At 70.7% G+C, this 24,500-nt stretch carries 23 protein-coding genes, 1 tRNA gene, 2 pseudogenes and 1 riboswitch; of the genes and pseudogenes, 9 read left to right on the top strand and 17 right to left on the bottom strand.

Going from position 1 to position 24,500, the window contains the following annotated elements; all coding sequences use genetic code 11:
- Nucleotides 1-216: 216 nt before the first annotated feature.
- Entirely contained in the window at nt 217-420 is a 204-nt protein-coding gene (locus ACWCQM_RS10650) for a hypothetical protein (protein ID WP_450914921.1), read from the top strand.
- A gap of 60 nt (nt 421-480) precedes the next feature.
- Here the strand turns inward: ACWCQM_RS10650 and ACWCQM_RS10655 are convergent, their stop codons facing one another.
- The 3 genes and pseudogenes from ACWCQM_RS10655 to ACWCQM_RS10665 all read right to left on the bottom strand — a co-directional run bounded on the left by ACWCQM_RS10655 (nt 481) and on the right by ACWCQM_RS10665 (nt 2,525).
- Entirely contained in the window at nt 481-951 is a 471-nt protein-coding gene (locus ACWCQM_RS10655; protein ID WP_450914922.1) for an NUDIX domain-containing protein, read from the bottom strand.
- Between the two features lie 5 nt (nt 952-956).
- Nucleotides 957-1,403: pseudogene (locus ACWCQM_RS10660) on the bottom strand (XRE family transcriptional regulator); the annotation flags it as partial.
- Between the two features lie 306 nt (nt 1,404-1,709).
- A complete protein-coding gene (locus ACWCQM_RS10665) occupies nt 1,710-2,525 on the bottom strand; it encodes an exodeoxyribonuclease III (protein ID WP_450914923.1) in 816 nt (271 codons plus the stop codon).
- A 50-nt stretch (nt 2,526-2,575) separates the two neighbouring features.
- On the opposite strand from ACWCQM_RS10665, the gene ACWCQM_RS10670 reads away from it, so the two are divergent.
- Nucleotides 2,576-3,064: a GNAT family N-acetyltransferase gene (locus ACWCQM_RS10670; protein WP_450914924.1), complete on the top strand. Its 489-nt coding sequence runs from the start codon at nt 2,576-2,578 to the stop codon at nt 3,062-3,064.
- A 9-nt stretch (nt 3,065-3,073) separates the two neighbouring features.
- Here ACWCQM_RS10670 and ACWCQM_RS10675 read toward each other — a convergent pair.
- The 3 genes and pseudogenes from ACWCQM_RS10675 to ACWCQM_RS10685 form a co-directional block, all read right to left on the bottom strand.
- Nucleotides 3,074-3,199, bottom strand: a pseudogene (locus ACWCQM_RS10675) (SAM-dependent methyltransferase); the annotation flags it as partial.
- Nucleotides 3,200-3,276: 77 nt separating this feature from the next.
- Nucleotides 3,277-4,092 carry an alpha/beta fold hydrolase gene (locus ACWCQM_RS10680; RefSeq protein WP_450914925.1) on the bottom strand — a complete coding sequence of 272 codons (816 nt, stop codon included), beginning with the start codon at nt 4,090-4,092 and terminating at the stop codon, nt 3,277-3,279.
- Nucleotides 4,093-4,184: 92 nt separating this feature from the next.
- Nucleotides 4,185-4,272, bottom strand: a riboswitch (ZMP/ZTP riboswitch).
- A gap of 82 nt (nt 4,273-4,354) precedes the next feature.
- Nucleotides 4,355-4,792, bottom strand: coding sequence for an ATP-binding protein (locus ACWCQM_RS10685; protein ID WP_450914926.1), 438 nt, complete (start codon nt 4,790-4,792; stop codon nt 4,355-4,357).
- Nucleotides 4,793-5,001: 209 nt separating this feature from the next.
- On the opposite strand from ACWCQM_RS10685, the gene ACWCQM_RS10690 reads away from it, so the two are divergent.
- Nucleotides 5,002-5,844 carry a helix-turn-helix domain-containing protein gene (locus tag ACWCQM_RS10690; protein WP_450914927.1) on the top strand — a complete coding sequence of 281 codons (843 nt, stop codon included), beginning with the start codon at nt 5,002-5,004 and terminating at the stop codon, nt 5,842-5,844.
- Nucleotides 5,841-6,047 (top strand): DUF397 domain-containing protein, encoded by a 207-nt coding sequence (locus tag ACWCQM_RS10695; protein ID WP_450914928.1) that lies wholly within the window; start codon nt 5,841-5,843, stop codon nt 6,045-6,047. The genes ACWCQM_RS10690 and ACWCQM_RS10695 overlap by 4 nt, the downstream gene beginning before the upstream one ends.
- A gap of 14 nt (nt 6,048-6,061) precedes the next feature.
- Here ACWCQM_RS10695 and ACWCQM_RS10700 read toward each other — a convergent pair whose 3' ends face one another.
- Together ACWCQM_RS10700 and ACWCQM_RS10705 are read right to left on the bottom strand one after the other, a co-directional pair.
- Nucleotides 6,062-7,057, bottom strand: a complete 996-nt coding sequence (locus ACWCQM_RS10700) for a MarR family transcriptional regulator (protein WP_450914929.1) — start codon at nt 7,055-7,057, stop codon at nt 6,062-6,064.
- 377 nt (nt 7,058-7,434) lie between these two features.
- The gene (locus tag ACWCQM_RS10705) at nt 7,435-8,295 is read right to left on the bottom strand and encodes a hypothetical protein (RefSeq protein WP_450914930.1); all 861 of its coding nucleotides are present in this window, start codon (nt 8,293-8,295) and stop codon (nt 7,435-7,437) included.
- Between the two features lie 95 nt (nt 8,296-8,390).
- Here ACWCQM_RS10705 and ACWCQM_RS10710 point away from each other — a divergent pair, with 95 nt between their 5' ends.
- Entirely contained in the window at nt 8,391-8,936 is a 546-nt protein-coding gene (locus ACWCQM_RS10710; protein ID WP_450914931.1) for a PadR family transcriptional regulator, read from the top strand.
- Nucleotides 8,937-8,962: 26 nt separating this feature from the next.
- Nucleotides 8,963-9,970: a hypothetical protein gene (locus tag ACWCQM_RS10715; RefSeq protein WP_450914932.1), complete on the top strand. Its 1,008-nt coding sequence runs from the start codon at nt 8,963-8,965 to the stop codon at nt 9,968-9,970.
- Nucleotides 9,971-10,130: 160 nt separating this feature from the next.
- Here ACWCQM_RS10715 and ACWCQM_RS10720 read toward each other — a convergent pair.
- The 7 genes from ACWCQM_RS10720 to galU form a co-directional block, all read right to left on the bottom strand.
- Nucleotides 10,131-10,204, bottom strand: a tRNA-Ala gene (locus ACWCQM_RS10720).
- Nucleotides 10,205-10,291: 87 nt separating this feature from the next.
- Nucleotides 10,292-11,404 carry a divisome protein SepX/GlpR gene (sepX, locus tag ACWCQM_RS10725; protein WP_450914933.1) on the bottom strand — a complete coding sequence of 371 codons (1,113 nt, stop codon included), beginning with the start codon at nt 11,402-11,404 and terminating at the stop codon, nt 10,292-10,294.
- Between the two features lie 157 nt (nt 11,405-11,561).
- The gene (locus tag ACWCQM_RS10730) at nt 11,562-12,191 is read right to left on the bottom strand and encodes a GNAT family N-acetyltransferase (RefSeq protein ID WP_450914934.1); all 630 of its coding nucleotides are present in this window, start codon (nt 12,189-12,191) and stop codon (nt 11,562-11,564) included.
- 17 nt (nt 12,192-12,208) lie between these two features.
- Complete coding sequence (locus ACWCQM_RS10735) at nt 12,209-12,823, bottom strand: MogA/MoaB family molybdenum cofactor biosynthesis protein (RefSeq protein ID WP_450914935.1); 615 nt, start codon at nt 12,821-12,823, stop codon at nt 12,209-12,211.
- Complete coding sequence (moaC, locus tag ACWCQM_RS10740) at nt 12,820-13,320, bottom strand: cyclic pyranopterin monophosphate synthase MoaC (RefSeq protein WP_450914936.1); 501 nt, start codon at nt 13,318-13,320, stop codon at nt 12,820-12,822. Before moaC ends, ACWCQM_RS10735 begins: the two co-directional genes overlap by 4 nt.
- 125 nt (nt 13,321-13,445) lie before the next feature.
- On the bottom strand, nt 13,446-14,765 hold the full coding sequence (glp, locus tag ACWCQM_RS10745; RefSeq protein WP_450914937.1) for a molybdotransferase-like divisome protein Glp: 1,320 nt from the start codon (nt 14,763-14,765) through the stop codon (nt 13,446-13,448).
- 4 nt (nt 14,766-14,769) lie between these two features.
- Entirely contained in the window at nt 14,770-15,672 is a 903-nt protein-coding gene (gene galU, locus ACWCQM_RS10750) for a UTP--glucose-1-phosphate uridylyltransferase GalU (protein WP_450914938.1), read from the bottom strand.
- A gap of 107 nt (nt 15,673-15,779) precedes the next feature.
- Here galU and ACWCQM_RS10755 point away from each other — a divergent pair, with 107 nt between their 5' ends.
- On the top strand, nt 15,780-16,361 hold the full coding sequence (locus ACWCQM_RS10755; RefSeq protein ID WP_450914939.1) for a 5-formyltetrahydrofolate cyclo-ligase: 582 nt from the start codon (nt 15,780-15,782) through the stop codon (nt 16,359-16,361).
- Here ACWCQM_RS10755 and ACWCQM_RS10760 read toward each other — a convergent pair.
- Nucleotides 16,358-17,998: an MFS transporter gene (locus ACWCQM_RS10760; protein ID WP_450915265.1), complete on the bottom strand. Its 1,641-nt coding sequence runs from the start codon at nt 17,996-17,998 to the stop codon at nt 16,358-16,360. The two genes, ACWCQM_RS10755 and ACWCQM_RS10760, sit on opposite strands and share 4 nt — an antisense overlap.
- A gap of 523 nt (nt 17,999-18,521) precedes the next feature.
- Here ACWCQM_RS10760 and ACWCQM_RS10765 point away from each other — a divergent pair.
- Complete coding sequence (locus ACWCQM_RS10765) at nt 18,522-19,529, top strand: Lrp/AsnC family transcriptional regulator (RefSeq protein WP_450914940.1); 1,008 nt, start codon at nt 18,522-18,524, stop codon at nt 19,527-19,529.
- Nucleotides 19,530-19,617: 88 nt separating this feature from the next.
- On the opposite strand, the gene ACWCQM_RS10770 is transcribed toward ACWCQM_RS10765, so the two are convergent.
- Nucleotides 19,618-22,362, bottom strand: a complete 2,745-nt coding sequence (locus tag ACWCQM_RS10770) for a penicillin acylase family protein (RefSeq protein WP_450914941.1) — start codon at nt 22,360-22,362, stop codon at nt 19,618-19,620.
- A gap of 244 nt (nt 22,363-22,606) precedes the next feature.
- Between ACWCQM_RS10770 and ACWCQM_RS10775 the strand changes: the two genes are divergently transcribed.
- Nucleotides 22,607-24,223, top strand: a complete 1,617-nt coding sequence (locus ACWCQM_RS10775; protein ID WP_450915266.1) for a potassium/proton antiporter — start codon at nt 22,607-22,609, stop codon at nt 24,221-24,223.
- Nucleotides 24,224-24,500: the final 277 nt, after the last annotated feature.

Consider the following 24,500-nt stretch of genomic DNA (forward strand, 5'->3'; position numbering starts at 1 on the left):
GTAAGAGAAAAACAGATCAGGGGTCTCATCCGTCACATCGTCATCATGACGCTTGCTGTCGTGCCGCCGGGCGCGCCCAGGGGGGGTACCCCTCCCCCTAAGCCTGCCAGAGCGTCCGGGAGGGAAAACTCTCGCGTGGCTGATCAGGGGGTTTCTGTGGGGAGTTGTCCCGTGCCTCAGGGGTTGGCCATCCATGCCAGGTAGGGTCACGGCGTCATGGAACATCTGACCGAGAGTCTAGACCGCGACATCCTGGAGCAGCGGATCATCTCTGCGCTTATGACGATCCGCGAAGCGTTGGGCTGCACGCTTCATGAGGCGATCGATATCTTCGCGCAGCGATATGAGGAGCTCCGTTGTGATCGTCCGGACGACTTCACTCTGAGGCGGGAGGACTACGGTCAGGGCTTCTACTCCTGATGAACTGCTGGCCGGTGCACGTAGTCGGCTGGGGCAGTGACGCTCCTGCGACCGGTAGCCCTATCCCAGGTACGGGGCGTCGCGGTGCTCCAGGAAGTGCCGGATGCGCAGCCGTTGCGTGTGGTGCATGGGGAGCAAATCGAGTTCCTCGGGCGCCACGAAGCGGAGCTCCGTGCTCTCCTCGGAGATGGCCAGGGCGCCGCCGACGATCCGGGCTGTGAAGCAGATGTTGAACTGTCGGCGTACCTCGCCGTCGCTGTACGCGATGACATGGCGAGGGTCGGTGTACGTGCCGACGAGACCCGTGATCTCGACATCCAGGCCGGTCTCCTCCTTGACCTCTCGCACGGCCGTGCCGGGCAGGGAGTCATCCATGTCCATGGCTCCGCCCGGCAGCGCCCACAAGTCGTTGTCCCGGCGCCGCTGGAGGAGCACGCGGCCATCCCCATCCGTAACGACGGCGGAGGCTGCCACGACCAGGCTGTTCGGCCGGGGGGCGTTCGGATCGTCGTAGTACTCGGTTCGGGCCACGGTGCTCAGCCTTCCACGGGATGGGCCGTTTCCCATACGGCGTCGAAGCTCCCCGCGTAGGTGTCGAACATGCCCCCGTCGCCGTGACGCCGGAGGTGCCACACGGGCGCGCCGTAGGCGTTGACGCCCCACACGTGTGCGTTGACCAGCATCTGATCGTCGGCGCGGTACAGGCTGTTGTAGAGGGTCGTGCCGTGGGTGCGCAGCTCGACCCCCGGTACATCCGCGAGGGGCCGGTAGTGCAGGAGCGCGAGTCGGCAGCGGGATTCGATGCCGTGGCCGAACTTCTCTTCCCGTCCGCGCTGCTGGACGTTGGGGTCGTCGGCGTCACCCACCGCGATGCGGACCGCGCATCCATTGTCGGCCCGTTCGCGCAGGAGGTCATTGAGGCGGGGGTACGCCTCGTGCAGGAAGACGGCCGCGTACACCAGCACGTCGATTCGCTGCCGTGCGGGCACGGGCGCGGGAGCGCACGTTGGCGGAGGGGCACTGATGGTCACTGCAGAGGACATCGGGCGACGCGTGGAAGATGGCGCGGGACGGGTCGGCATCCTGCGCGACGTGATTCCGGACTACGAGGACCCCGCCGGCCTGCCGGGCGAGCGCCGGAAGCGCCCTGCAGCGTTCCTGTGGCCAGAGGGCGGGGGCCGTGAGTGGCTGGCCCCGCCGGACAGTGTGAAGCGCGCTTAGCGCTCCCGTGCGGCCCCGTCCGGCGACGGCGAGCAGCACAGCCGGACGGGGCTTTCCGTTGCCGGTCTCTACACGTCGAACACGGCGGTCACAGGTGCGTGGTCGCTCCACCGCTCCGCATGGCTCGCCGCCCGCTCCACATACGCCTTCACACAGCGCTCGGCCAAGCGAGGCGAACTGACGATCAGGTCAATCCGCCAGCCCGCGTCGTTGTCGAAGGCCCGGCCGCGGTAGGACCACCAGGAGTACGGGCCCTCCTCGTCCGGGTGCAGCGCGCGGACCACGTCCACGTACTCCGCCTCGTCGAACACCCGGGTCAGCCACTCCCGCTCCTCGGGGAGGAAGCCGGAGCTCTTCCTGTTGGCCTTCCAGTTCTTCAGGTCGGCCTCGCGATGGGCGATGTTCCAGTCGCCGCACACGACCACCTCACGCCCGCCGGCGGCCGCGCGCGCCTTCAGGCCCTGGAGGTAGGGGAGGAAGGCCGCCATGAAGCGCTCCTTCTCCTCCTGCCTCTCCGTACCCACCTCGCCGGAGGGCAGATACAGGCTCGCGACCGTCACACCCGGGAGATCCACCTCGATGTAGCGGCCGGAGGTGTCGAATTCCTCACTCCCCGGCACCTCGAAGCCGCCGAAGCCGATCTGTACACGCTCCGGCGCGCGCCGCGTGAGGATGCCGACACCCGCGCGCCCCTTGGCCGCGGCCGGGGCGTACACGGCGTGCCACCCCTCGGGCTCACGCACCTCTTCGGGAAGCTGCTGCGCTTCGGCGCGGACCTCCTGGAGGCAGATCACCTCGGCCTCGGTACGCCCCAGCCACTCGACGAAGCCCTTCTTCGCGGCGGCGCGGATCCCGTTCACGTTCACGGTGGTAACAGTCAGCATCCAGGTACAGTACCTACACGAGGCCTGCGCATACCTGTACCATAATCCGCATGAATATCCATCCTCGGCCGTTCGACCACCCCGATGCCGTCAAACTCAACGACCTGGTGCAGCTCGAATACGCCGAGCGCTACGGCGACGAGGGCGACATCACACCGCTCGACGCCACGATGTTCGATCCACCTCGCGGACTGTATCTGCTCGCCTACGACGAGCAGGGCCGGCCGATGGCCACCGGCGGCTGGCGCAGCCAGGAGCGGAACGAGGAGGGCTACTCCGACGGCGACGCCGAGATCAAGCGGATGTTCGTGATAGCCGAGGGACGCGGCCGGGGCCTCGCGCGCCGCATCCTCGCCGCGCTGGAGGCCGACGCTCGCGCCGCCGGCCGCACGCGCATGGTCCTGGAGACCGGCGACCAGCAGCCCGAGGCGATCGCGCTGTACACGTCGAGCGGCTACACGGTCTGCGAGAAGTTCGGCCACTACCGCACGTACGACAGCAGCATCTGCATGGCCAAGCCGCTGACCGAGCCCTCCTGAGGCGGCCGCCTACGGCACCCGCGCCACACCCACGTAGAACCCGCTCCGCTCGTACACCGGCGCGGGCTCGTCCTGGTACCACTCGGGCGCCGTCACGAGCCCCGGCCCGACCAGCTCCAGCCCCTCGAAGAACGGGCACCGTCACGCCTCCGTCGGACGGCGGAAACCTCCCGTCGGCGGCCTCGGTGAAGTAGGCCAGGAGCGGATGCGGCTCAGTCATGAGCGGCCACCCGGGTCCCGAGGAAGTCCAGCAGGGCTGCGTTGAAGCGCTGGGGCTGCTCGGCACCGGGAAGATGCCCCGCTCCCTCGATCACGGTCAGGACCGCCCCGGGGACCAGCCCTCGGATCGTCTCGGCGTCCGCCACGGGCGTGTAGGCGTCGTCCGCGCCGACGACGACCCAGACCGGCACCTGGACACCCGCCAACGTGTCCCGGTAGTCGGGTCGTTCGGCCCTCCCGCGCAGCGCCGCCGCTGCCCCTCGGGGGTCGGTGGCCCGCATCATGCCGAGGACCCGTGCGGCCACGTCCGGCATCGCATCGACGTTGTACGCGGCGAGCATCCGGCCGATCACCTCGTCCGCGTAACCGCCCATGCCCTCGTCGAGCAGCCTGTCCGCCAGCCGGTTGCGGAACTCCTTGCCCTCGTCGGTCTCGGCGGGGGCGGAGGTGTCGGACAGCACGAGGGCGCGCACCCGCCCCGGGTACAGGCGCTGGAACTCCATGGCGATCTGGCCGCCCATGGAGACACCGCCGACCACCGCCTTCTCGATGCCGAGGTGGTCGAGGAGCGCGGCGAGGTCGTCGGCGAAGTCGGAGAGGAAGACCTTCCCGGGTGTGACGCCGCTGCGGCCGTACCCGCGCAGGTCGGGGGTGACGACCCGGTGTCCGGCCCCGGTCAGCGCTTCGGCCTGGGGCGCCCACAGGGTGCGGTCGAAGGGGTGGCCGTGGATCAGGAGGACCGGCAGCCCGGCCGAGGGCCCGAGGTCGTCGTAGCCGATAACGGTTCCGCGCAGGGTGATGGTGCTCATGCCGGGCACCCCTGACGCCGGGCCGGGCGCGCGGCGACGTCCATGAGCTGTGCGGTCCGTATCGGGGACATGGTCGCCTCCAGGCGTGGTTGACCACTCGCCCAGGCGCACGGCATCCGACGCGTTCGTCAGGCCGCTCCCCGGTGGTGCTCCACCTCAGCGCCAGTCACGACCCGCCGAGCACTGTAGTCGAGACCGGAGCACGGCGAGAGTGGTGTCCGGCAACTGTGTTTCCCGGTAGCAGAGTTGAGGATGCGTGCGTTCATGCCGGAGGGGCAGCCACCTCGGCCCACACCGTCTTTCCCGGCGCCCCGTCCCGCTCCACGACGCCCCACGCCTCGGCGAACGCGTCGACCAGCAGCAGTCCACGCCCGGCCTCTACGTCGCCGGACACACCGGCACCGGCGGCGACGGGCCACCGCTCGCCCCGGGTGTCGGCCACCTCCACACGGACCCGTACGCCGCCGATCAGCTCCAGCCGGAGCAACACACCCCGTCCTGGCACCCGCCCGTGCGTGACCGCGTTCGCCGCGAGCTCGGCGACCACCAGGCTCACGCTGTCGTTCAGCTCGGAGCCGTAGCGGTGGCCCCAGTGATGGACCCGGTGCGAGGCCAGCCGCCGGGCGAGCCGGGCACCTCTCGGGGTGGAGGAGAAGCGGAGCTCGAAGATGCCGCCCGAGGGCGGAGCGAGGGTCGTCATACGTCGAAGATCGCGCGCTGTGGATGTCTCCGACCAGCAGCAACACCCCTACGGCAACGCTTTGTCGGGGTGCGGGCGCCCCTTGTCGGGGCTGTACGGGCGCTCCCCCGCGTCACCCGCACGACGGGCATGCGGACGAAACCGCCTCCCGCCGGAGCAGGGGCCCATAACCTGCTGCCACGGAATTCCGGAACCGGGAGCGAGGAAGCATGGACGGTGCGGTGACCACCGGTGCCGCCGAGAGTGCCGCCGACCCGGGAGCAGGGTTCCTGCGGAGCTTCGGCCGCCAGGTGAAGCTGTTGCGTGAGGCGGCGGGCCTGACCCAGGCGGAACTGGGCACGAGCGTGGGATACGGCGAGGCCCACATCGCGTCGGTCGAGCAGGGCCGCCGCATCCCGAAGCCGGAGATGGTTGACGCGGTGGACCGGGCTGTGGGCGGGCGCGGGGTGCTGGTGGCGATGAAGGGCGAGGTGGAGCGGGCGCGGTATCCGTCGTTCTTCCGCCAGTACGCCCGGCTGGAGGCGGACGCGGCCCAACTGCACGCCTACGACAGCCACGTGGTGAAAGGGCTGCTCCAGACCGAGGCGTACGCGCGCGCCGTCTTCGAGATGTGGCGCCCACTGCTGGACTCAGACACCGTGGAGCAGCGGGTGGCCGCGCGCATGGAACGGCAGAAACTCTTCTCCAGGCGCCCCGCACCGCTCCTGAGCTTTGTCATCGAGGAGACCGTCCTTCGCCGACCGCTGGGCGGACAGGCCGTGCTGCGGGGCCAGTTGGAACAACTGCTGCTCTACGGTCACGAACGGAACATCGAGATCCAGGTCATGCCGACCGATCGTGAGGAACACGCCGGGCTGGCCGGGGCTTTCACGTTGCTCCACATCGGAGATCAGCGCAGGATGGCGTACATGGAGGTGCAGGATCAGAGCACGCTGCACTCGGACCCCAGGAAGGTCGGCGCATTCGAATCGACCTACGGGGTGCTCCGAGCCCAGGCACTCACCCCGAGGGAGTCTCTGACCTTCATCAAGAGGCTGTTGGGAGAGGGATGAGCACAGAAGCGTCGCCGCTGCGAAACGGCGGCCCCGCGTGGGTCAAGAGCAGCTACAGCGCGGGCAACGGTGGTGACTGCGTCGAGGTCGCCGCCACCCCCTCCTCCGTCCGCGTCCGCGACTCCAAGCGTCCGGACGGCCCGGTCCTGACGGTCGGTCCGGACCAGTGGGCGGCCTTCGTGCGGATGTCGGCGCGGGGCTGAGACGCCCGGCCCGCTCAGGGCAGCCGGAGCTTCTCGCGAAGGAGGCGCATGTGGGCCTCGATGTCGCGCTCGGCGACCGGTTCGCCCGGCGCCGAGGAAGGCGACTGTCGGCAGGCGCGGCAGAGACCGTCGGGCAGCGCCCCGGGCGGTCCGGGCCGCCCGCACTCGGTGCATTCGACCAGGAGGGCGCGTGCGGGCGACGCGGGCGCCGGGACGGTGTCGGGCAACCGCGCCGGGACCTTGTCGATGAGGCGGCGGCGTACGAGGCCGACGGGCGACTCGACCTGTTCGGGCAGCCCGGCCGTCAGGGCTCGGGTGAGGTGGTCGGCGTCCGCACCATGGGCGAACCAGGTCGCGGCCAGGCCCTCCAGGGCCGCGCAGTCGGCGGCGGAGAGCGCCAGGCGCGGTTCCACGCGGCCGAGCAGGGCGAGGGCGAGGTAGGCGGGGGACGGACCGGCGGGCACGGCCTCCGGCGCCTTCGGGGCCCTCTGCTGGGGCACGACAGGAGCGACGGGGGCGACAGGCGCGACAGGCGCGACAGGCGCGACAGGCACCACGGGAGCGGCAGGCTCCCCCGTCACCGCCTCGGGCTCGGGCTCCCCGGCTCCCGCACCGCCTGCGAGCTGAAGGTCCCACCACTCGTTGTCGCGGGCGGTGCGGGACCAGAAGGTGAGAGTGACCCAGCGGCTCTGGCCGAGGCTCTCGACGCGGCAGCGCACATGGCGGAGGTGCCCGGCGACGGCCAGCGCCCTGAGCGCGCTGCCGATGGCCATCTGCCCGTACAGGGGAAGGTCCTTGGCCAGGGTCTTGATGTCCATGGCGGCGCCGTCGGGCAGGTGGTCGACATATCCGGCGATGTAGCGCTCCCGGGCCGGAAGCAGGTCGAAGTCGGTGGATGCGGAAGGGCGTTGGCCGGGCGCGGAGCGCTTGCCGTAGCCGGTGCGGGCGCGGCTGTAGGGGCGCGAGGATGCGGGCGCGCTGGGGGCGGAGTTACTCTGCTGAACAGCCAAGGGATCGGCCTGTCTCTGATCTTGAGGTCAGACCCCGGCCGGTGCTGCTAACACCGCGTCGGGGTCGCTACGTTGAGGGCACCGTAAGCAGTCACCACTCTGCGCCGCAACTTGGTCACGATTAGTCATACTTGCTGGCCGTGACGGGGCAGGGAGGGTGGAGAGGTTTCCTCAACCCCCTTCTTTTACCGCCCGGATGAACGACAGCACTCGAATCCCGACCCTCGAATCCCGGCCCCCGAATCCCGAAGCTCAAGCGCCGGACGGGAGCGGCCCATGGGTCCCCCGAACGTGTGAACCGGCACCCCGGAACTCGGATCTCGAATCCCGGAGCTCGGGCTTCGAGACTCGGGACTCGGCAACGGCCGGGCGGAGTGTCAGGCGCGCCACCGGTCACGGAGGTGCCAGGCCAGCCGCTCGCCGAGGTGGTGGCGCCAGAGCCACCAGGGCAGTCGGTGGTGCGAGACGTAGCCCCACAGGTCGTCGTCGGCCTCATTGCCCCGGGGGTGGGACCTCAGGAGCTCCAGGCAGCGGCGGTCCACGGTGCCGTGCAGCCGGGCGACATGGGCCAGCGCGACGCGGCCCTGTGGACGCAGCGCGGCATCCGACGACTCCAGCGCCCGCGCCACTCTCGGCAGAATCGCCTCCGCGTCGGGGTGCTGCAACGCCAGGCCGATCACCGCGATCCCGACGAGCTCCTCGCCCCGGTCGAACGCCGCGTCGACCTCCTCAGGCCGGTCGGTCCCCAACAGCGCGGAGCTGCTCCGCCAGTTCATGCCCTGCCCGGAGGCGGCCCGCCCGAGGAGGAACTCCTCCCGCCCGGAGACAAGTCGGCGCAGTCCCTCACCGTCGGGGTCGGCCGCCGGACGCCCGGCGTCGGCGTCCCCACGCGCGACCAGCTCGCCGAGCAGACGGTCGCGCTCCCCGCCGGTGCGCGAACAGGCCCAGCTCAGGGACAGATACCCCCACACGCGCCCGGCCTCGGCGGCCCCGCCGGACAGCTGGCGACAGAGGGCGGGAAGTTCGGGTGCGGACGGCTCCAGCCCCGCGATCGCCTCGAAGTCCCCCGCTCGCTCCCGCAGGTCGCAACGGCGCAGAAAGGCGAGGCGCACGGCGTCCTCCCCGGTCAGCCAGCCGGCCGCATGACCGTGCCCCACTTCGGCCGGCTCCAGAGCCACGGCGTAACGGACGAACTCCGCGGGGATGCGGAAGGGCGCGCCACCGGGTTCCTCGGACATACCGGCCGATCCTACCGATCGCGCTCCGGCCGCCCCCTCCAGGCATGGAGGGGGCGACTCTTGCTGATAGACGTATTCGCCTATACGCTCCGCGGGTGCCTACGACCGCATCACGCAACAACATGGTGCTGCCGCTGCTCGGACTCCTGGTGGAGCAGCCGGCGCACGCCTACGACCTCGCCACCCGACTCGCGAACAGATATACGCACCTTGCGGTCACCCGCAGCACGGTCACGTCCCTGCTGCAGGCTCTGGCGAGAGAAGGTCTTGTGGCCGCCGGGCAGCCTGCGCGGGCGGGAAACAGGCCACCACGCATTACCTACGAGCTGACCGAGGAGGGCAATTCGGACTTCCGCCGCAGGGTCGCATCCGGGCTGCGAGACACCCCTGTCGCAAGCGTCGACTTCACCCTGGCCGTCTCCTATGCAGGGATTCTGCCCGCCGACCGCGTGGCGTTGCTCCTGGACGAGCGAATCGAACGCGTCGACGAAGTGCTGGCCTCACTGGATGTCGCCGTGGGCGGCGTCAGGGAAGTGCACATGCTCGAAGTCGGGTACTGGCGCCGTGTCGCTGCCGCCGAGGCCGACTGGCTCAGATCCCTGGTCTCGCGCATCCGAAGCAACGGCATCGACTGGCCCTGACACATGACACCGGAGGGAACAAGAGCATGAGGTTCGGCATCTACCCAGGCGGGCGCGCGGCCACCGTGTGCTCCCACCCGCCCGATCGGACCGCGATCGACATCCTGGTGCGCGAGCTCGCCGGAGAGGCCCCCTTCGTCGTGCGTGAGTACGTGCACTTCCTCGGCGACCACGCCGCACCCGGCCTCGCGGCTTCGATCGGCGCAGAGAACGAGCTCGACCACCTCACGATGCCCGACGACTGGTACCGCACCGGAATGCGTGAACTCGACCTCGTCGTCTCCTACATCCCACAGGTGGCCGACATTCCCGGCTGGCTGACGTTCCTCGACGCCGTCATCGACCGGTACGGCCACATGATCCGCTGTCTGCAGGTGACACTGGAGGCCAACTTCCCCATACCGCTGATCGACGGCAGTGCTCCTGGGGTACTCAAAGCCCTGTCGCTCGGCATCCCGCATGCACGTGCCGCCCTGGACTCACGCGGTCACCACGATGCGAGGATCGGCTTCTCGGTCGCCGAACCTCCCGAGTGGCTGGGCGGGGACCACGGATTCTGGGAACACCTCTCCACCCTGCCGCCCCAGAACTTCGCCAGGTACGTCGACTACGTCGGCCTCGCTGTCTATCCGGACGCGTTCTCCCCAGTCGCCCCGCGCGGCACTCCGGGTGACGTCGCCTCACTCACCACCCATGCCCTCCAGCATCTGCGGAACCACTCGCTCGCCCGAGCCGGCATCCCGCCCGAGACCCCGATCCATGTCGTCGAGAGCGGCTCACCGAGCGGAGCACCGAGAACACCTCGGACCCAGCGCGACTCCCTGAGCGACATGCTGGAGGCCATCTGTTCCTCCGAAAGCACCCTGAACGTCACCCAATGCGAGCTGTTCAGCCTCAGAGACGCGGACAGCGGCTCCGACCAACCCACCGGGACTCTCGGGATCGTCACCGACAACTATCAGACGAAACCCGCTTTCGACCGGTATCGGGCGATCATCCAGGACCACGGACAGGTTCGAAAACCGAAGGGCTGACATCTCGCCCATGCCCGTGTCGGCGGTCTCCACCCAGAACGCACCAGCGGGTCCAGAAAAACGTACCTGCGGAGTCCGCGCGGCCGACGCACGGCGAACAGCCCCGGAAACGACGAGATCCCGCCCGATCTTGCGATCGGACGGGATCTCGTGTGTGCGGTGGACCTGTGGGGATTTGAACCCCAGACCCCCTCGATGCGAACGAGGTGCGCTACCAGACTGCGCCACAGGCCCTTGCAACGAGTGAAACTCTAGCACCCTCATCGGGGTGCTCGGAAATCCGTATCCCGGCAGGTCACCGAGTCGGGTCCGCCGCCGGTCTCACTCGTTGGCCGCGCGCGGCCGGTCCTCGTCGTCGTACTGGTCGAAGAGGGGGGTCCGGCCGCGGTCGCGCGAGCGCCTGGGTGGGTTCGCCCGGCGCCGCGGGGCCGGCTCGGCTTCGGGTGCGGCGGAGTCCGCGGTGCCCGTGCGGGTGGGCTCGGCGGCGCTGGAGCGGGAGGCACTCCAGGTCTCCGGGTCGCCGACCTCGACCCCGCCCGTGGCGCGCGGGGCGACCGGGGCGGTGACATACGTCGGGAGGGGGACCGGGACCGGCTCCCAGCTGTCGCCCTGGGCCGGGCCGCGTTCACGCTGCTGGTCGACCCACTCCGCGTGGTCCGTCTGCTCGACGAGGGCGCGGCGGCCCGCCTCCTGCGGCGAGACCGTGGGGGCGGGCGCGGGCGCCTCGGGCTCCTCGTCGGGCTCGGCGGGAGCCGACGCGGCGGGCTGGTGCCTGCGCGGGCGGTTCTCGCGCAGGCGCTGCGCGGCGTCCTCGGCGCGGCGCCGGTCCATGGTGAAGACGAACCGGCGGCGCTCCTGGGCACGCAGATGCACGATGTACGAGCTCAGCAGCACGGCCGGAACCGCGGGCGCCCACAGGAAGCGGAGACCGCCGACCGCCGCGACGACCGCGCCCAGCGTGAACGCCATGAACAGCATCGTGGTCGTACGCCGGCGGCGGGCCAGGACCTGGGAGCGCTGCCGGCGCGCCCGCTCGGACTCCGCGCCGGAGGGACGCGGACGCCGCCCGGGCGCGGGCCGCGCCTGACGGTCGCGCGGGCGCTCCTGGTCGGGCCGTTCGAGCGCGGGGTCGCGCAACCGGGCTTCCGTATGTGCCGGAGGCGCGGAAAAGGCCCGGACGTCGACGGACTCCAGTCGGTCCGTGACGGCATCCGGGTCCGCGTCGCCAGGCGCCTCCTCGGCATCCCGCTCCCGCAGCTCCTTGGCGTAACGGCGCTCCATGGCCGCCCGTCCGGACAGCAGCCGGATGGCGGTGCTGAAGCGTTCCGTCGGACGCGCCTCGTTGAGCTCGTCCTGCCTGCGGAGCCACATCGGCACCAAGTAGGCGGCCCAGGCACCGACGATGACTGCGTAGATGAGGCCGCTGCTGCTCACGCTCACACCGTAGAGGGGTTTGCACGGCAGCATCCGCCAATTGGCCCGGTGTGTCGCACGATCCAGCTCATATGACGGACTTTTTTTGCGATTGTTCGGCTCAACGCACGACGAAAGTGATGCCGATTACTGTCGGAGAGCGATCAAATTCGAACACTTATTTTATTTCTCCGGGCGCCCGAGGGGTATCCGGTGTACCCGGCCGCACCCTGCGCCAACGTCGCAGGAGCCCGTCGGGCACCTCCTCCGCGGTGAGCGCGAAGATCAGATGGTCCCGCCATGCGCCGTCGATGTGGAGATAGCGTGGACGAAGCCCTTCCGAGCGGAATCCGAGTTTCTCCACGACCCTTCTGCTGGGGCCGTTCTCGGGCCGAATGCAGACCTCGATCCGGTGCAGTCCGACCGTGCGGAAGCAGTGGTCGACGGCGAGTGCCACCGCCGTCGGCATGACCCCGCGGCCCGCCACGCTCTGGTCCACCCAGTAGCCGACGTGGCCCGAGCACATCGAGCCCCAGGTGATCCCGGCCACCGTCAACTGCCCCACCAGATGCCCCTCGTACTCGATCGCGAAGGGCAGCATCCGGCCCGCGTTCGCCTCGGCGCGCAGGTGGCGGATCATCTGGCGGTAGGTGGGGCGCTGGGCCACGGGGCCGCCCGGCGCGGGCGGCGGCACGGTCGCCTCCCAGGGGCGCAGCCATTCGCGGTTGCGGCGGTTGACCTCGCGCCATGTGCTCTGGTCCCGCAGCTTTATCGGCCGGAGGGTGACGGCGCCGTCGGTCAGGATCACCGGCCAGGTCCGGACGTTCAGTTCGGGCTCCCCGGTCGGGGGTGGTCGCCACCGCGCAGCTGGTCGACGGCGTGCACCAGGAGCCTGCCCAGGACCGCGAGCCCGTCGCGCACGCCGCCCGTCGAGCCGGGCAGGTTCACGATGAGGGTGCCGCCCGCGATGCCGGCGAGGCCCCGCGAGAGCGCGGCGGTGGGGACCTTGTCCCTGCCCTCCGCGCGGATCGCCTCGGCGATGCCCGGGATCTCGCGGTCCAGGACGCGGCGGGTGGCCTCGGGGGTGCGGTCGGTGGGCGAGATGCCCGTACCGCCCGTGGTGACGATCACGTCGTAGCCCGCCGCCGCTCCGGCCCGCAGGGCCGCTTCCACCGGGTCGCCGTCGGGCACCACCTGGGGGCCGTCGACGGTGAACCCGAGTCCTTCGAGCGCCTCGGCGATGAGCGGGCCGCCCTTGTCGGCGTACACACCGGCGGAGGCCCGGTTGGAGGCGGTCACGACGAGGGCGCCGTAGGGAGCGGTCAGGGCGCCGCCGAGCGGAGCCTCCGCACCGCCGGGCTCCGGGGCGCCGACGGACGCAGGAGCACTGCCGGGCTCCGGGACACCGCCGGACACGGGAGCGCTGCCGGGCGCGCTCATGCGTCCGCCCCCTCCGCCGCGGGGCGCCGGTAGTCGCCTGACTTGCCGCCCGACTTCGCCTCGACCCGGACGTCCGTAATCACCGCGCTCTTGTCGACCGCCTTGATCATGTCGATCACCGTGAGCGCGGCGACCGAGACGGCGGTCAGGGCCTCCATCTCGACCCCCGTGCGGTCCGTCGTCTTCACGGTGGCCAGGATCTCCACCGCGTCGTCGGCCACGCTCAGATCGACCTTCACCCCGGAGACGGCGAGGGGGTGGCAGAGCGGGATCAGATCCGGGGTGCGCTTGGCTCCCATGATCCCGGCGATCCGCGCGGTGGCGAGCGCGTCGCCCTTGGGGACGCCCTCGCCCCTGAGGAGTTCGACGACACGCGGGGACACGAGGACCCGGCCGCTCGCACGGGCGACGCGTGCCGTGATGTCCTTCTCCGACACATCGACCATGCGGGCGGCGCCCGCCTCGTCGATGTGCGTCAGCCTGTTCTGCGTACTCAACTCACTCCGCCTAGCGGTAGGGCGCCGGTTTGCCCGCGCGTCCCGCGCGAAGGCGCGGGCCGGGGCCCGGGGGGCTTCCCCCGGTAAGACACAGCGCCAGATACCGTACCGCCACAACGCGCGGGTCAGCGGAGGAGGATCACCTCGGTCCGCGTGCCGGGCTCGGCCGATGTGACGTCCTCGGGCAGCACGATCAGCGCGTCGGCCTGGGCGAGGGCGGCGATCAGATGCGATCCCGGCCCCCCGACGGGAGTCACGGTGCCCGCCTCGGCGTCGTACGTCCCGCGCAGGAACTGGCGCTTGCCGGACGGCGAGGAGAGCGCCTCGTCGGTGCTGAGCACTGCCTCGACCCTGGGGCGGTGGACGTCGGGGAGACCCATCAGCGTCAGGATCGCCGGGCGGACGAACAGCTCGAACGAGACGTACGAGGAGACCGGATTGCCGGGCAGCGCCATCAGCGGCGTGTGGTCGGGCCCGATCGAGCCGAAGCCCTGCGGCTTGCCCGGCTGCATGGCGAGCTTGCGGAAGTCGACGCCACCGCCGGCCCCGTCCTCGCCGCCTCCGTCGCCGACGGAGGACAGCGCCTCCTTGACCACGTCGTACGCGCCGACGCTCACGCCACCCGTGGTGACGACGATGTCGGCGCGGATCAGCTGGTCCTCGATCGTGGCCCGCAGCGTCTCCGCGTCGTCGGCGACCGCGGGGACGCGGTAGGCGATGGCCCCCGCGTCCCTGGCGGCTGCCGTCAGCGCGAAGCTGTTCGAGTCGTAGATCTGGCCGGCGCCCAGCTCCTCGCCCGGCTGCGCGAGCTCGCTGCCGGTGGAGAGCACGACGACGCGCGGACGCGGGCGCACCCGCACCGTCGACCTGCCGATCGCGGCGAGCAGCCCGATCTGCGGCGGCCCGACGACCGAACCCGCCCGCAGCGCCAGGTCCCCGGGCCGTACGTCGCTGCCCCGGGCCCGGACATGGGCGCGGGGCTTCACGGAACGGTGGATCCGGACCTCGCCGCTCGCCCCCTCCGGGGACTCGCTGTGGGCCCGCATGGCGGCGGCCGGACCGCCGCCCGTGCCGCCGTCGGTCCACTCGACCGGGACGACGGCCTCGGCACCCTCGGGCAGCGGGGCCCCGGTCATGATCCGGGCGGCCTCACCGGGGCCGACCGACCGGCCGTCGGCCAGACCGCCGTCACCCGCCGCGACATCGCCGATCACGGTGAGGACGGCGGGGAACTCCTCGGTGGCACCCTCGACATCGGAGATCCGGACGGCGTATCCGTCCATCGAGCTGTTGTCGAAGGGCGGCAGCGCGACCTCCACCACGACGTCCTCGACCAGGACGCAGCCCTGGGCGTCGGGCAACTGCAGCTCGATGGGTTCGAGCGGCCTCACCGCGGCGAGGATGTCGTCCAGATGCTCGTCCACCGACCAGATCGTGCTGCTCAAGCTCTTACAACTCCTCGGTGACGTAACTGCGGAGCCAGGTCCGGAAGTCCGGGCCCAGGTCTTCACGTTCGCACGCGAGTCTGACAATGGCACGCAGATAGTCGCCCCGGTCACCGGTGTCATAGCGGCGGCCCTTGAAGACGACGCCGTGCACCGGGCCGCCGATCTTCTCGTCCTCGGCCAGCAGTTGGAGGGCGTCGGTGAGCTGGATCTCGCCGCCCCGGCCGGGCTCGGTCCTGCGCAGTATGCCGAAGACGGCCGGGTCCAGGACGTAACGGCCGATCACGGCGAGATTGCTGGGGGCGTCGGCGGGGTCGGGCTTCTCGACCAGCCCCGTGACGCGCACGACGTCGCTGTCGGCGGTGGGCGCGGTGGCCGCGCAGCCGTACAGGTGGATCTGCGCGGGGTCGACCTCCATCAGCGCGACGACGCTGCCGCCCTCACGCTCCTGGATCTCGACCATCCGCGCCAGCAGGGGGTCGCGCGGGTCGATGAGGTCGTCGCCGAGGAGCACGGCGAACGGCTGGTCGCCGACGTGCGGCGCGGCGCACAGGACGGCGTGGCCGAGGCCGCGCGGGTCGCCCTGGCGTACGTAGTGCATGGTGGCCAGGTCACTGGACTCCTGGACCTTGGAGAGCCGTTCGGCGTCTCCCTTGCGGGTCAGCGCGGACTCCAGCTCGTAGTTCCGGTCGAAGTGGTCCTCCAGGGGACGCTTGTTCCGGCCCGTGATCATCAGTACGTCGGAGAGACCGGCGGCGACGGCCTCCTCGACGACATACTGGATGGCGGGCTTGTCGACGACAGGCAGCATCTCCTTCGGAGTGGCCTTGGTCGCCGGCAGGAACCGGGTGCCGAGACCTGCAGCTGGAATGACAGCTTTGCTGATCCCGGGGCGCGACTGAGTCATGCGCAGAACTGTATCCGGTGCCTATGGGCGGAAGATGAGCGTCCGGTTAACTTCGTTCTCATACATCCACATAAGCGAACCTATGTGAGCACCCGTTGAACCATGACATGTCCCGAAAGCAGTCACTGCGGCGTGAACTGATCGCCGCACGGCGGCTCCTCACCCAGGAGGACGTCAGGGAAGCCGCCTCGGTTCTCGCCTCCGCGGCCGTGGATCTTCCCGAGCTGACCGGCGCTCAAACCGTGGCGGCCTATGTGTCCGTCGGGCGCGAACCGGGAACGCACGCGCTCCTGGACGCTCTGCGCGCACGGGGCGTCCGCGTGCTGCTCCCGGTCCTGATGGCGGACAACGACCTCGACTGGGCCGTGTTCGAGGGCCCGGAGCACCTCGTGCCCGCCGGCCGGGGCCTGCTGGAGCCGGACGGCCCCCGCCTCGGGCCACGGGCGGTCCTGGACGCGGACGCGGTCCTGCTGCCGGGACTGGCCGTGGACGGGCGCGGAATGCGTCTGGGGCGCGGCGGGGGCAGCTACGACCGGGTGCTGGCCCGGCTCTCGGCGGCCGGGGCGCACCCCGCCCTCGTCGTCCTGCTGTACGACGACGAGGTGGTCGCGCGGGTCCCGGAGGAACCGCACGACCACCCCGTGGACGCCGTCGTCACGCCGGCCGGAGCCAGACGCTTCGGAGGCTAGGCTCCGACGGTCCTCCCGCCCGGGCCCGCGGAGACGGAACCCGACGAGGCCGCACCCGCAGGGGCCGGACCTGTCGGCACCGGGCCCTCGGGGGCCGTTCCGTCGTGCGCGGCGGAGGGGCTCGCACCGCCGCCCTGCCGCACGGCCCGCCCGCCCGTCGCCGCCGCCTTGCGCGGGGCGCGCAGGAGGACGAAGGCGAGCACGGCGGCCAGGAAGGTCAGCGCCGCGGCGACGATCAGGCACAGGCGCATGCCGTCGAGGAAGGAATCGCCGACGGCGGCCCACACCCGTCCCGCCTCCGCACCCAGCGGCACACCGCCCGCGCCGCCGAGGCCCTCGGCCCTCACGGCCTCCTCCACGCGGGCGCCCGTCGCGCCGGAGACCCCGGCGTCGGCGAGGTGGCCGGGCAGGGCCTCGGCGGCGCGGCTGGTGAGCAGGGCACCGAGGACGGCCGGGCCGAGGGCGCCGCCGACCTGCCGGAAGGCGTTGTTCCCCGCGGCGGCCATCCCCGCGAGCGGGTGCGGCACGGAACTCACGGCGGTCGCCGTCATGGGTGTGGTGACCAGGCCCATGCCGAGGCCCAGCAGGATCAGCCGCCAGGACAGCGCCCCGAAGGACGTGTCGGCGGCCACGCCCAGCAGGGACACCAGCGAGGCCGTCACCATGAGCAGCCCGACGGTGATCATGCCGCGCGTGGAGATCCGGTGCATGAGCCGGCCGGCCGGACCGCTGACGATCAGGGACGTCCCCGTCATCAGGAGCATCCGCCAGGCCGCGTCGAGGGTGTCGAGGTGCTGGACCATCCCGAAGTACAGGCTCAGGACGAAGAAGAACCCGATCATGGCCATGAACATCACCATGGCCACCAGGGTCGTCGCGGCGAATCCCGGGCTGCGGAACAGGGTCAGGTCGAGCATGGGGCTGTCGGAGCGGCGTTCGACGAGCACGAACAGGACGCCGCTGACCACCGCCACGGCGAGCGCCACCAGGACCTGGACGTCGCCGAAGGAGCCGGCTCCGCCCTCGATCACGCCGTAGACGAGCCCGGTGATCGCGAGGGCAGCGGTGATCTGGCCGGGCCAGTCGAGACGGCGCCCGTGGGGGGCACGGGAGTCCGCGAGCAGCCGTACGGCGATGGCGAAGGCGATCAGGGCGACCGGGATGGGCGCCACGAAGATCCAGCGCCACTCGGTGTGGGACAGGACGGTGCCGGCGAGGACCCCGCCGACGGCGAGCGCTCCGAGCAGGCACATCGCCCATATGCCGATGTACTTGCCGCGCTCCCGGAAGTCGGGCACGGCGTGACTGATGAGGGCGAGGGTCGTGGGCAGGAGGGCTGCGGCACCGAGACCGGACAGCGCCTGGCCGATCCACACGACGTGCACGGAGCCGGCGCCCAGCGCGGTGGCCGCACCGGCGGCCGTCAGCAGAAGACCGGTGAGGAAGACCTTCCTGCGGCCGTGGACGTCACCGAACACCCCTGCGGTCAGGATGAACGCGGCCATGGGCAGGACGAAGGCGTCCGAGACCCAGGACAGTTCGGCGGTCGAGGCACCCAGCGCCTCCTGGATGGCGGGGAGGCTCACCGACACCGTCGTCACGGGCAGGTAGGCGACGAAGACGCCCAGGCAGGCCATCAGGATGGTGGCGCGCCGGTGGGAGACCTGCGGCGCGGGCGCCGGGCGACCGGACAGGGTGGTCTGGCCCGGCACGGTGGCCGGACTGCTGTGGGACACGGGAAGAGCTCCTTCTGCGCATGCGGCTGCGTGGGCGGCCGCCCGGCGACTTCGTCGCGCCGGGCCGGATCGCCGGGGCAGCGATACGGCACGGGTGTGCACCGCGGCGATGACCCGGCGGCCTCACCGTGCGCCTTCGGGGCGTGCGCGGTGGTCCGTCCGGTCGAAACCAGGCAGCGTCGGCACGACGGGGCGCGGTGAGGCGCTTCCGAGGTGGTGGGACGCGGTCCGGTCTCCGTCGCCCGGCCGGGCCGGCACCGGGCTTCCTTGCCCGGGACAGTGACCGATGACGGGTCTGCGCGCGGCGGTCCGGCCGCACCTGATTCCTCGCCCAGTCTCCGGCAGGCGCGTCCGAACTCCCCTCTCGACCCTGCCGCCGCGCACGAAACTGGCGTCCAGGGCCTGGACCAGGAAGATTTACTCCATGCTCGACGCCGTTGACTCACATATCCTCCACTCCCTCCAGATCGCGCCCCGCGCACCGTTCCGTCTGATCAGCGATGTCGCGGGAGTCTCCGAACAGACGGTGGCACGGCGCTTCCAGGCGCTGCGGCGCCGTGGAGTGGTGCGCGTGATGGGCCTGGTGAACCCGGCGGTCCACGGCCGTGCCTCGTGGATCGCGCGCATCACCTGCCGTCCGGACCGGGTCGACGCGATCGCGGAGGCGCTGACCCGCCGGCCCGACGTGTCCTACTCGCACCTCGCGTCCGGCGGCGCCGAGATCATCTGCACCCTGAACGCCCCGATCACCGAGGACCGCGGCCCGGACCTGCTGCCGCGCCGCCTTCAGCGGTCCTCCGGGGTGCTCGGAGTCGACCTGTCCCTGCTGCTCCACTCCTTCTCCGCGCCCTGGGCGCACTGGACGGGCTTCGGGCCCCCGCTCAGCGAGGAAGCGATCGCCCTGCTGACGGCGCACGCCCCGCCGTCCGTGCCCAGGCCCGGGGCCTCACCCGTACCGCCGGATGAGGAGGACCTGCCCCTGCTGGCGGCGCTCGCCGAGGACGGCCGCGCGAGCCACGCCCAGCTGGCCGAGCTCACGGGCTGGTCCGCACACCGCGTCGGACGCCGCCTGGAGACCCTGGAAGCGGCCGGAACCCTCTACTACGACGTCGACCTGCTGTCCCAGCGCCTCGGCTGGAACCTCCAGGCCACCCTGTGGCTGCGTACGGCGCCCGCCGATCTGCACCAGGTGGGCTCCGCGCTCGTCCACCACCCGGAGGTCGCCTTCGCCGGTGCCATCGCGGGCGAGCACAACCTCATGGTCATCGTCATCTGCACCGACGCCCAGGACTTCTACCGCTATCTGACGACGAGCCTCGCCACAATCCCCGGCGTCGACGCCTACACGGTCAGCATCCGCGTACGCCACCTCAAGCAGGCGGCCTCCCTCATCAACCAGGGGCGGCTGGTGCACTACCCGGGCGTGGGGTGAGGGACAGGCGGGAACGCCGACGGGCCGCCCACCCCGCGCAGGGGGTGGGCGGCCCGTCACCGCTCGCAGGAACCGTCAGGCGGCGGCCCTAGGGTTTTCTGAGCGTCAGGGTGTCGGTCGTGGACTGCTTCACGGCGTCCTCCCCGAAGGACCAGTCGAGCAGTTCACCCTCGACCCACTTGTCGGTCTGATCGGTGTAGTGCGCGCTGAAGGCGTGCCCCGACGCGCCGGTGAGGTTGATCCAGCGGGACTTGTCCCAGTCCCCCACGTTGACGACCATCCGCATCGACGGGACCCAGATGACCCCGTAGCCGCCCGCCGCGTTCCAGCCGGTGGCGTTGACGGCCGCCTCGCCGCCGCCGAGGTCCCAGGGGCCGCGGTTGAGGGCCCGCTGCAGAATGTCGGGGCCGTCGGTGCCGAGCGTCTGGTTGCGCAGGGTCAGCCGGTGCAGCCGCCCCCAGCTCCAGGTGGTGATGTCCTTGCCGAGCTTGGCGGTGAGCTCCCAGCGCGCGTCTTCCATGGCGCGGGCGAAGAGCTCGTCGCGGCTGTCGATGGCCTCTTCGCGGCCCACGGCCGGGGCCTTCCACCACTCGTTGTCCTGGTCGTCCAGGATGTTCAGGACCACCTGGGACCAGCGGTCGCCGCCGTCCGGCTGCGCCGCGTCCGGAGCGCGCTGGCCGCATTCGCGTACGAGCTTGTCCTGCTCGTCCACCGGTCCGGTGGAGTCGGCCGGCTCCACGTAGATGCAGTCGCCCTTGGCGCGCATCTCCTTGGGCAGCTTGTTGCCGAAGGCCAGCAGGAGGATGTGGCGCCAGACTCCGTTGAAGTAGGCGGCGGCGGCCGAGTCGGAGTCCTGGACGAAGTCCCAGCCCTCCAGCAGCTTCTGCGTCTCGCGGACGCTCTTGTCGGAGACGGAGATGTTCTTGAGCATCGGCACCAGCTTCGCGGCGATCGTGCTCTGGCTGTCCATCTGCATCGTCTGCATGTCGTCGGTGGAGATCATCTCCCCGTCGTCGATCTTCTTCTGGATGAGGTCGTTGATCCGCTGGCTGCGGGTGCCGTAACCCCAGTCCTTGGTGAGCATGTGCGTGTAGTCGTCGCCGATGACCGCCTGGTTGGCGGTGACGATGTAGCCCCGCTCCGGGTTGTACTCGTACGGCAGCTCGTCGAACGGGATGGGCTCCTCCTCCCAGCCGTACTTCGAGCTCCAGCCGGGGCTGGGCGTCGTGCCGTCACCCTTCAGGCGGACCGGGATCTTGCCCGGCGCCTGGTAACCGATGTTGCCGTCGGTGTCCGCGTAGATGAGGTTCTGCGACGGCACCTCGAAGTGGGAGGCGGCCTTCCGGAAGGTCTTGAAGTCCTTGGCGCGGTTGAGCTCGAAGACCGCGTCCATCGACTTGCCGGGGTCCAGCGCCGTCCACTTCAGGGCGACCGCGTAGCCGTCGCCCCGGTCGGGGGCGGACTCGGTGACGGGGGCCTTCCTGCCGACCTTCTCCAGCTCGGCGCTGCGGTCGGAGACCAGCGGACCGTTGTTGGTCTCGCGGATGATGATCTTCCTGTCCTTGCCGCCCGCGACCTTGATGGTCTCCTCACGGGTGACGAAGGGCTCGGTCTTGCCGTCGTACCGGTAGCCGTCGTCCGAGACCTTCTCCAGGAAGAGGTCGGTGACGTCGGCGCCGAGGTTGGTGAAGCCCCAGGCGATGTCCTGGTTGTGACCGATGATCACACCGGGCATCCCGGAGAAGGTGTACCCGGCCGTGTCGTACTGGCAGGTCGCCGAGACCTGACGGCAGTGCAGCCCCATCTGGTACCAGAGCGAGGGCAGCTGCGGCGCCAGGTGCGGGTCGTTGGCCAGCAGGGCGTTGCCGGTCGCCGTGTACTTGCCGGAGACGACCCAGGAGTTCGACCCGATGCCGTTGCCGTTGGGGCCGAGCAGCGCCGGGATCTCGTCCAGGGTGTCGGAGAGCGCGGAGAGCTGGGTGTTCAGGCCCTCCGTCGCCCCCTGGGGGGTCTCCGCGCCGATGGAGTCCGACGGCTCGGCTTCGGGGTCGAACGTGCCGGTGACGGGCGAGACCGCACCCTGGTCGACGATCGGCCGGTTCTTCTCGAACGGGTAGTCCGGGTAGAGCTCCTTGATCTGGGTTTCGCTGAGCCTGCTGGTCATCAGCGAGCGGTCGATCTCGTCCTGCATGTTCCCGCGCAGGTCCCAGGCCATCGCCTTCAGCCAGGCGACCGAGTCCACAGGGTCCCACTTGGCGGGCTTGTAGTCGTTGGTCAGCCCGAGCGCCGCGTACTCGACGGAGAGGTCCTTGCCGTCCTTGCCGTCCAGGTACGCGTTCACCCCCTCCGTGTACGCCTGGAGGTTCTTCTTGGTGCTCTCGTCCAGGACGGTGTCGTACTCCTCCTGCGCGACCTTGCGCCAGCCCAGCGTGCGCAGGAAGGCGTCGGTGTCGACCTGGCCGGAGCCGAACATCTCGGAGAGCCGCCCCGAGGTCATGTGGCGGCGTACGTCCATCTCCCAGAAGCGGTCCTGGGCCTGGACGAAGCCCTGGGCGCGGAAGAGGTCGCTGTCGGTGTCGGCGTAGATCTGCGGGATGCCGTAGCTGTCGCGTCTGACCTCGACGTCACCGCTCAGACCCTTCAGTTCGATCGAGCCGGTGGTCTGCGGGTACGAGGCCCGGACCGTGTCTACGGACCAGTACGCGCCGTACCCGACACCCGCGACAAGCGCCAGCACCAGGACGATCACGAACAGGCGGGCGCGTCGCCCCTTCTTCCTGCCGGTCTTCTTCGCAGCGGAAGACCCGGAAGGGGCGGTTGTGTTGGCGGGCATCGCTGTCCTTCGAGGGGCAGGGTGGTCCTGGGAGTGCTGGAGCAACCATAGGCGCCCCGCCGAAGCCACTCGGACGCGGTATGGGGATGCATCCATTTGCGCACTGATTCGCACGAACACTCGAAGGCGTCAAGGAAACGTTAAAGATTAGGTAAGGTAACGAAGTACCGGCCGCCGGAGAACGATCCGGGAGGCGCACGCAGGGAAGGAACGGACCCTGACTGTCCACGCGCTCAACGAACTTCTGCTCGTCTGCTCGCTCGTCCTGCTGGTCGCCGTCGCGGCCGTACGCATCTCGTCGCGCAGCGGGCTCCCCAGTCTGCTCCTGTACCTCGGCATCGGGATCGCCATAGGGCAGGACGGCATCTTCGACGTCAAGTTCGACAACGCCGAGCTGACCCAGGTGATCGGCTACGCCGCCCTGGTCGTCATCCTGGCCGAGGGCGGCCTGGGCACGAAGTGGAAAGAAGTGAAACCCGCGCTTCCGGCGGCGGCCGTCCTGTCGACCGTCGGCGTGGGCATCAGCGTGGGCGTCACCGCGAGCGCGGCGCACTATCTCGTCGGCCTCGACTGGCGGCAGGCCCTGATCATCGGCGCCGTCGTCTCCTCGACCGACGCGGCGGCCGTCTTCTCCGTGCTGCGCAAGGTCCCGCTCCCCTCCCGGATCACCGGCGTCCTGGAGGCCGAGTCGGGCTTCAACGACGCCCCCGTGGTCATCCTGGTGGTCGCGTTCTCCGCCGCGGGCCCGGTGGAGCACTGGTACGTGCTGGTCGGCGAGATAGCCCTGGAGCTGGCCATCGGCGCGGCCATCGGCCTCGCGGTGGGCTGGCTCGGCTCCTTCGGACTGCGCCATGTGGCACTGCCCGCGTCCGGGCTCTACCCGATCGCCGTCATGGCGATCGCGGTGTCCGCGTACGCCACGGGCGCCATGGCCCACGGCAGTGGCTTCCTGGCCGTCTACCTGGCCGCGATGGTCCTGGGCAACTCCAAGCTTCCGCACTGGCCGGCCACCCGGGGCTTCGCCGACGGGCTCGGCTGGCTGGCCCAGATCGGCATGTTCGTCCTGCTCGGCCTGCTGGTCACCCCGCACGACCTGCTCGACGACTTCTGGCCGGCCGTGGTCGTGGGGCTCGTACTGACCGCCGTCGCACGGCCGTTGTCGGTCTTCATCAGCCTCGCGCCGTTCCGGCTGCCGCACCGCGAGAAGGCGCTGATGTCCTGGGCGGGGCTGCGCGGAGCCGTGCCCATCATCCTGGCGACCATTCCGATGGTGTCCGGGATCGAGGGCAGCACCAGGGTCTTCAACATCGTCTTCGTGCTCGTCATCGTCTACACACTGATCCAGGGCCCGACGCTCCCCTGGGTGGCGAAGGCCCTGAAGATCGGCGACGACCCCTCCGAGACCTCGGACCTCGGCATCGAATCGGCGCCCCTGGAGCGGCTGCGCGGCCATCTGCTGTCGGTCGGCGTGCCCGGCAGGTCCAAGATGCACGGCGTGGAGGTCGGGGAACTGCGGCTGCCCGCGGGGGCGGCGGTCACCCTCGTCGTGCGGGACGGCAAGAGCTTCGTCCCCGCGCCGTCGACCGTCCTGCGCCACGGCGACGAGCTGCTGGTCGTCGCGACCGACCCGGTGCGCGACGCGACCGAGGCACGGCTGCGCGCGGTCGGCGAGGGCGGCAAGCTGGCCGGCTGGCTGGGCACCGGCGGGGCGGGACGGCAGGTGATCGCCACCCCGGAGCCGCCCCACCTCGTGCGGCTGGCCAAGAGGCTGGGCATGGGCGGGGACGGCCACCCGGAGGGCAGGACGGGCGGCAGGGACCGTCCGGGCGAGAAGGCGGGCGGCACGCGGACGCACCGCTGACCGGATCGCCCCCGGGGGCGATCCGGGAGCCGTACGCGATCGCAGGTGCGGGAGGGGCGGTGCCTGTAACATGAAGGACCGGATCTCGTGATCCGATCGATTCGAACCTGATCGACCAATTCTGATCGACCAACTCTGCCTGACGCAGAGCTGGCGCGACCGTATGGCGGTCGTGGCGCCTTCGCCTCTGGAGCGAGCGCCCGGCATCTACCGCAGTCCCGCGCGAAGAGGACAGCTCTCGGCAGCCCCCGCACGTCCCCGCACCCCTGTGCGCGGA

This window comes from Streptomyces sp. NPDC002125, from assembly GCF_053593715.1.

Bases quoted from the DNA above. Each gene is read 5' to 3' on its own strand.
- ACWCQM_RS10670 (WP_450914924.1), top strand. From the start codon at position 2,576: ATGAATATCCATCCTCGGCCGTTCGACCACCCCGATGCCGTCAAACTC.
- ACWCQM_RS10755 (WP_450914939.1), top strand. From the start codon at position 15,780: ATGTCCCGAAAGCAGTCACTGCGGCGTGAACTGATCGCCGCACGGCGG.
- ACWCQM_RS10705 (WP_450914930.1), bottom strand. From the start codon at position 8,295: ATGTCCGAGGAACCCGGTGGCGCGCCCTTCCGCATCCCCGCGGAGTTC.
- galU (WP_450914938.1), bottom strand. From the start codon at position 15,672: ATGACTCAGTCGCGCCCCGGGATCAGCAAAGCTGTCATTCCAGCTGCA.
- ACWCQM_RS10685 (WP_450914926.1), bottom strand. From the start codon at position 4,792: ATGACGACCCTCGCTCCGCCCTCGGGCGGCATCTTCGAGCTCCGCTTC.
- ACWCQM_RS10735 (WP_450914935.1), bottom strand. From the start codon at position 12,823: ATGAGCGCGCCCGGCAGCGCTCCCGTGTCCGGCGGTGTCCCGGAGCCC.
- ACWCQM_RS10650 (WP_450914921.1), top strand. From the start codon at position 217: ATGGAACATCTGACCGAGAGTCTAGACCGCGACATCCTGGAGCAGCGG.
- ACWCQM_RS10765 (WP_450914940.1), top strand. From the start codon at position 18,522: ATGCTCGACGCCGTTGACTCACATATCCTCCACTCCCTCCAGATCGCG.
- ACWCQM_RS10770 (WP_450914941.1), bottom strand. From the start codon at position 22,362: ATGCCCGCCAACACAACCGCCCCTTCCGGGTCTTCCGCTGCGAAGAAG.
- ACWCQM_RS10695 (WP_450914928.1), top strand. From the start codon at position 5,841: ATGAGCACAGAAGCGTCGCCGCTGCGAAACGGCGGCCCCGCGTGGGTC.
- ACWCQM_RS10715 (WP_450914932.1), top strand. From the start codon at position 8,963: ATGAGGTTCGGCATCTACCCAGGCGGGCGCGCGGCCACCGTGTGCTCC.
- ACWCQM_RS10690 (WP_450914927.1), top strand. From the start codon at position 5,002: ATGGACGGTGCGGTGACCACCGGTGCCGCCGAGAGTGCCGCCGACCCG.
- ACWCQM_RS10680 (WP_450914925.1), bottom strand. From the start codon at position 4,092: ATGAGCACCATCACCCTGCGCGGAACCGTTATCGGCTACGACGACCTC.
- ACWCQM_RS10665 (WP_450914923.1), bottom strand. From the start codon at position 2,525: ATGCTGACTGTTACCACCGTGAACGTGAACGGGATCCGCGCCGCCGCG.
- ACWCQM_RS10760 (WP_450915265.1), bottom strand. From the start codon at position 17,998: ATGGCCTGCCTGGGCGTCTTCGTCGCCTACCTGCCCGTGACGACGGTG.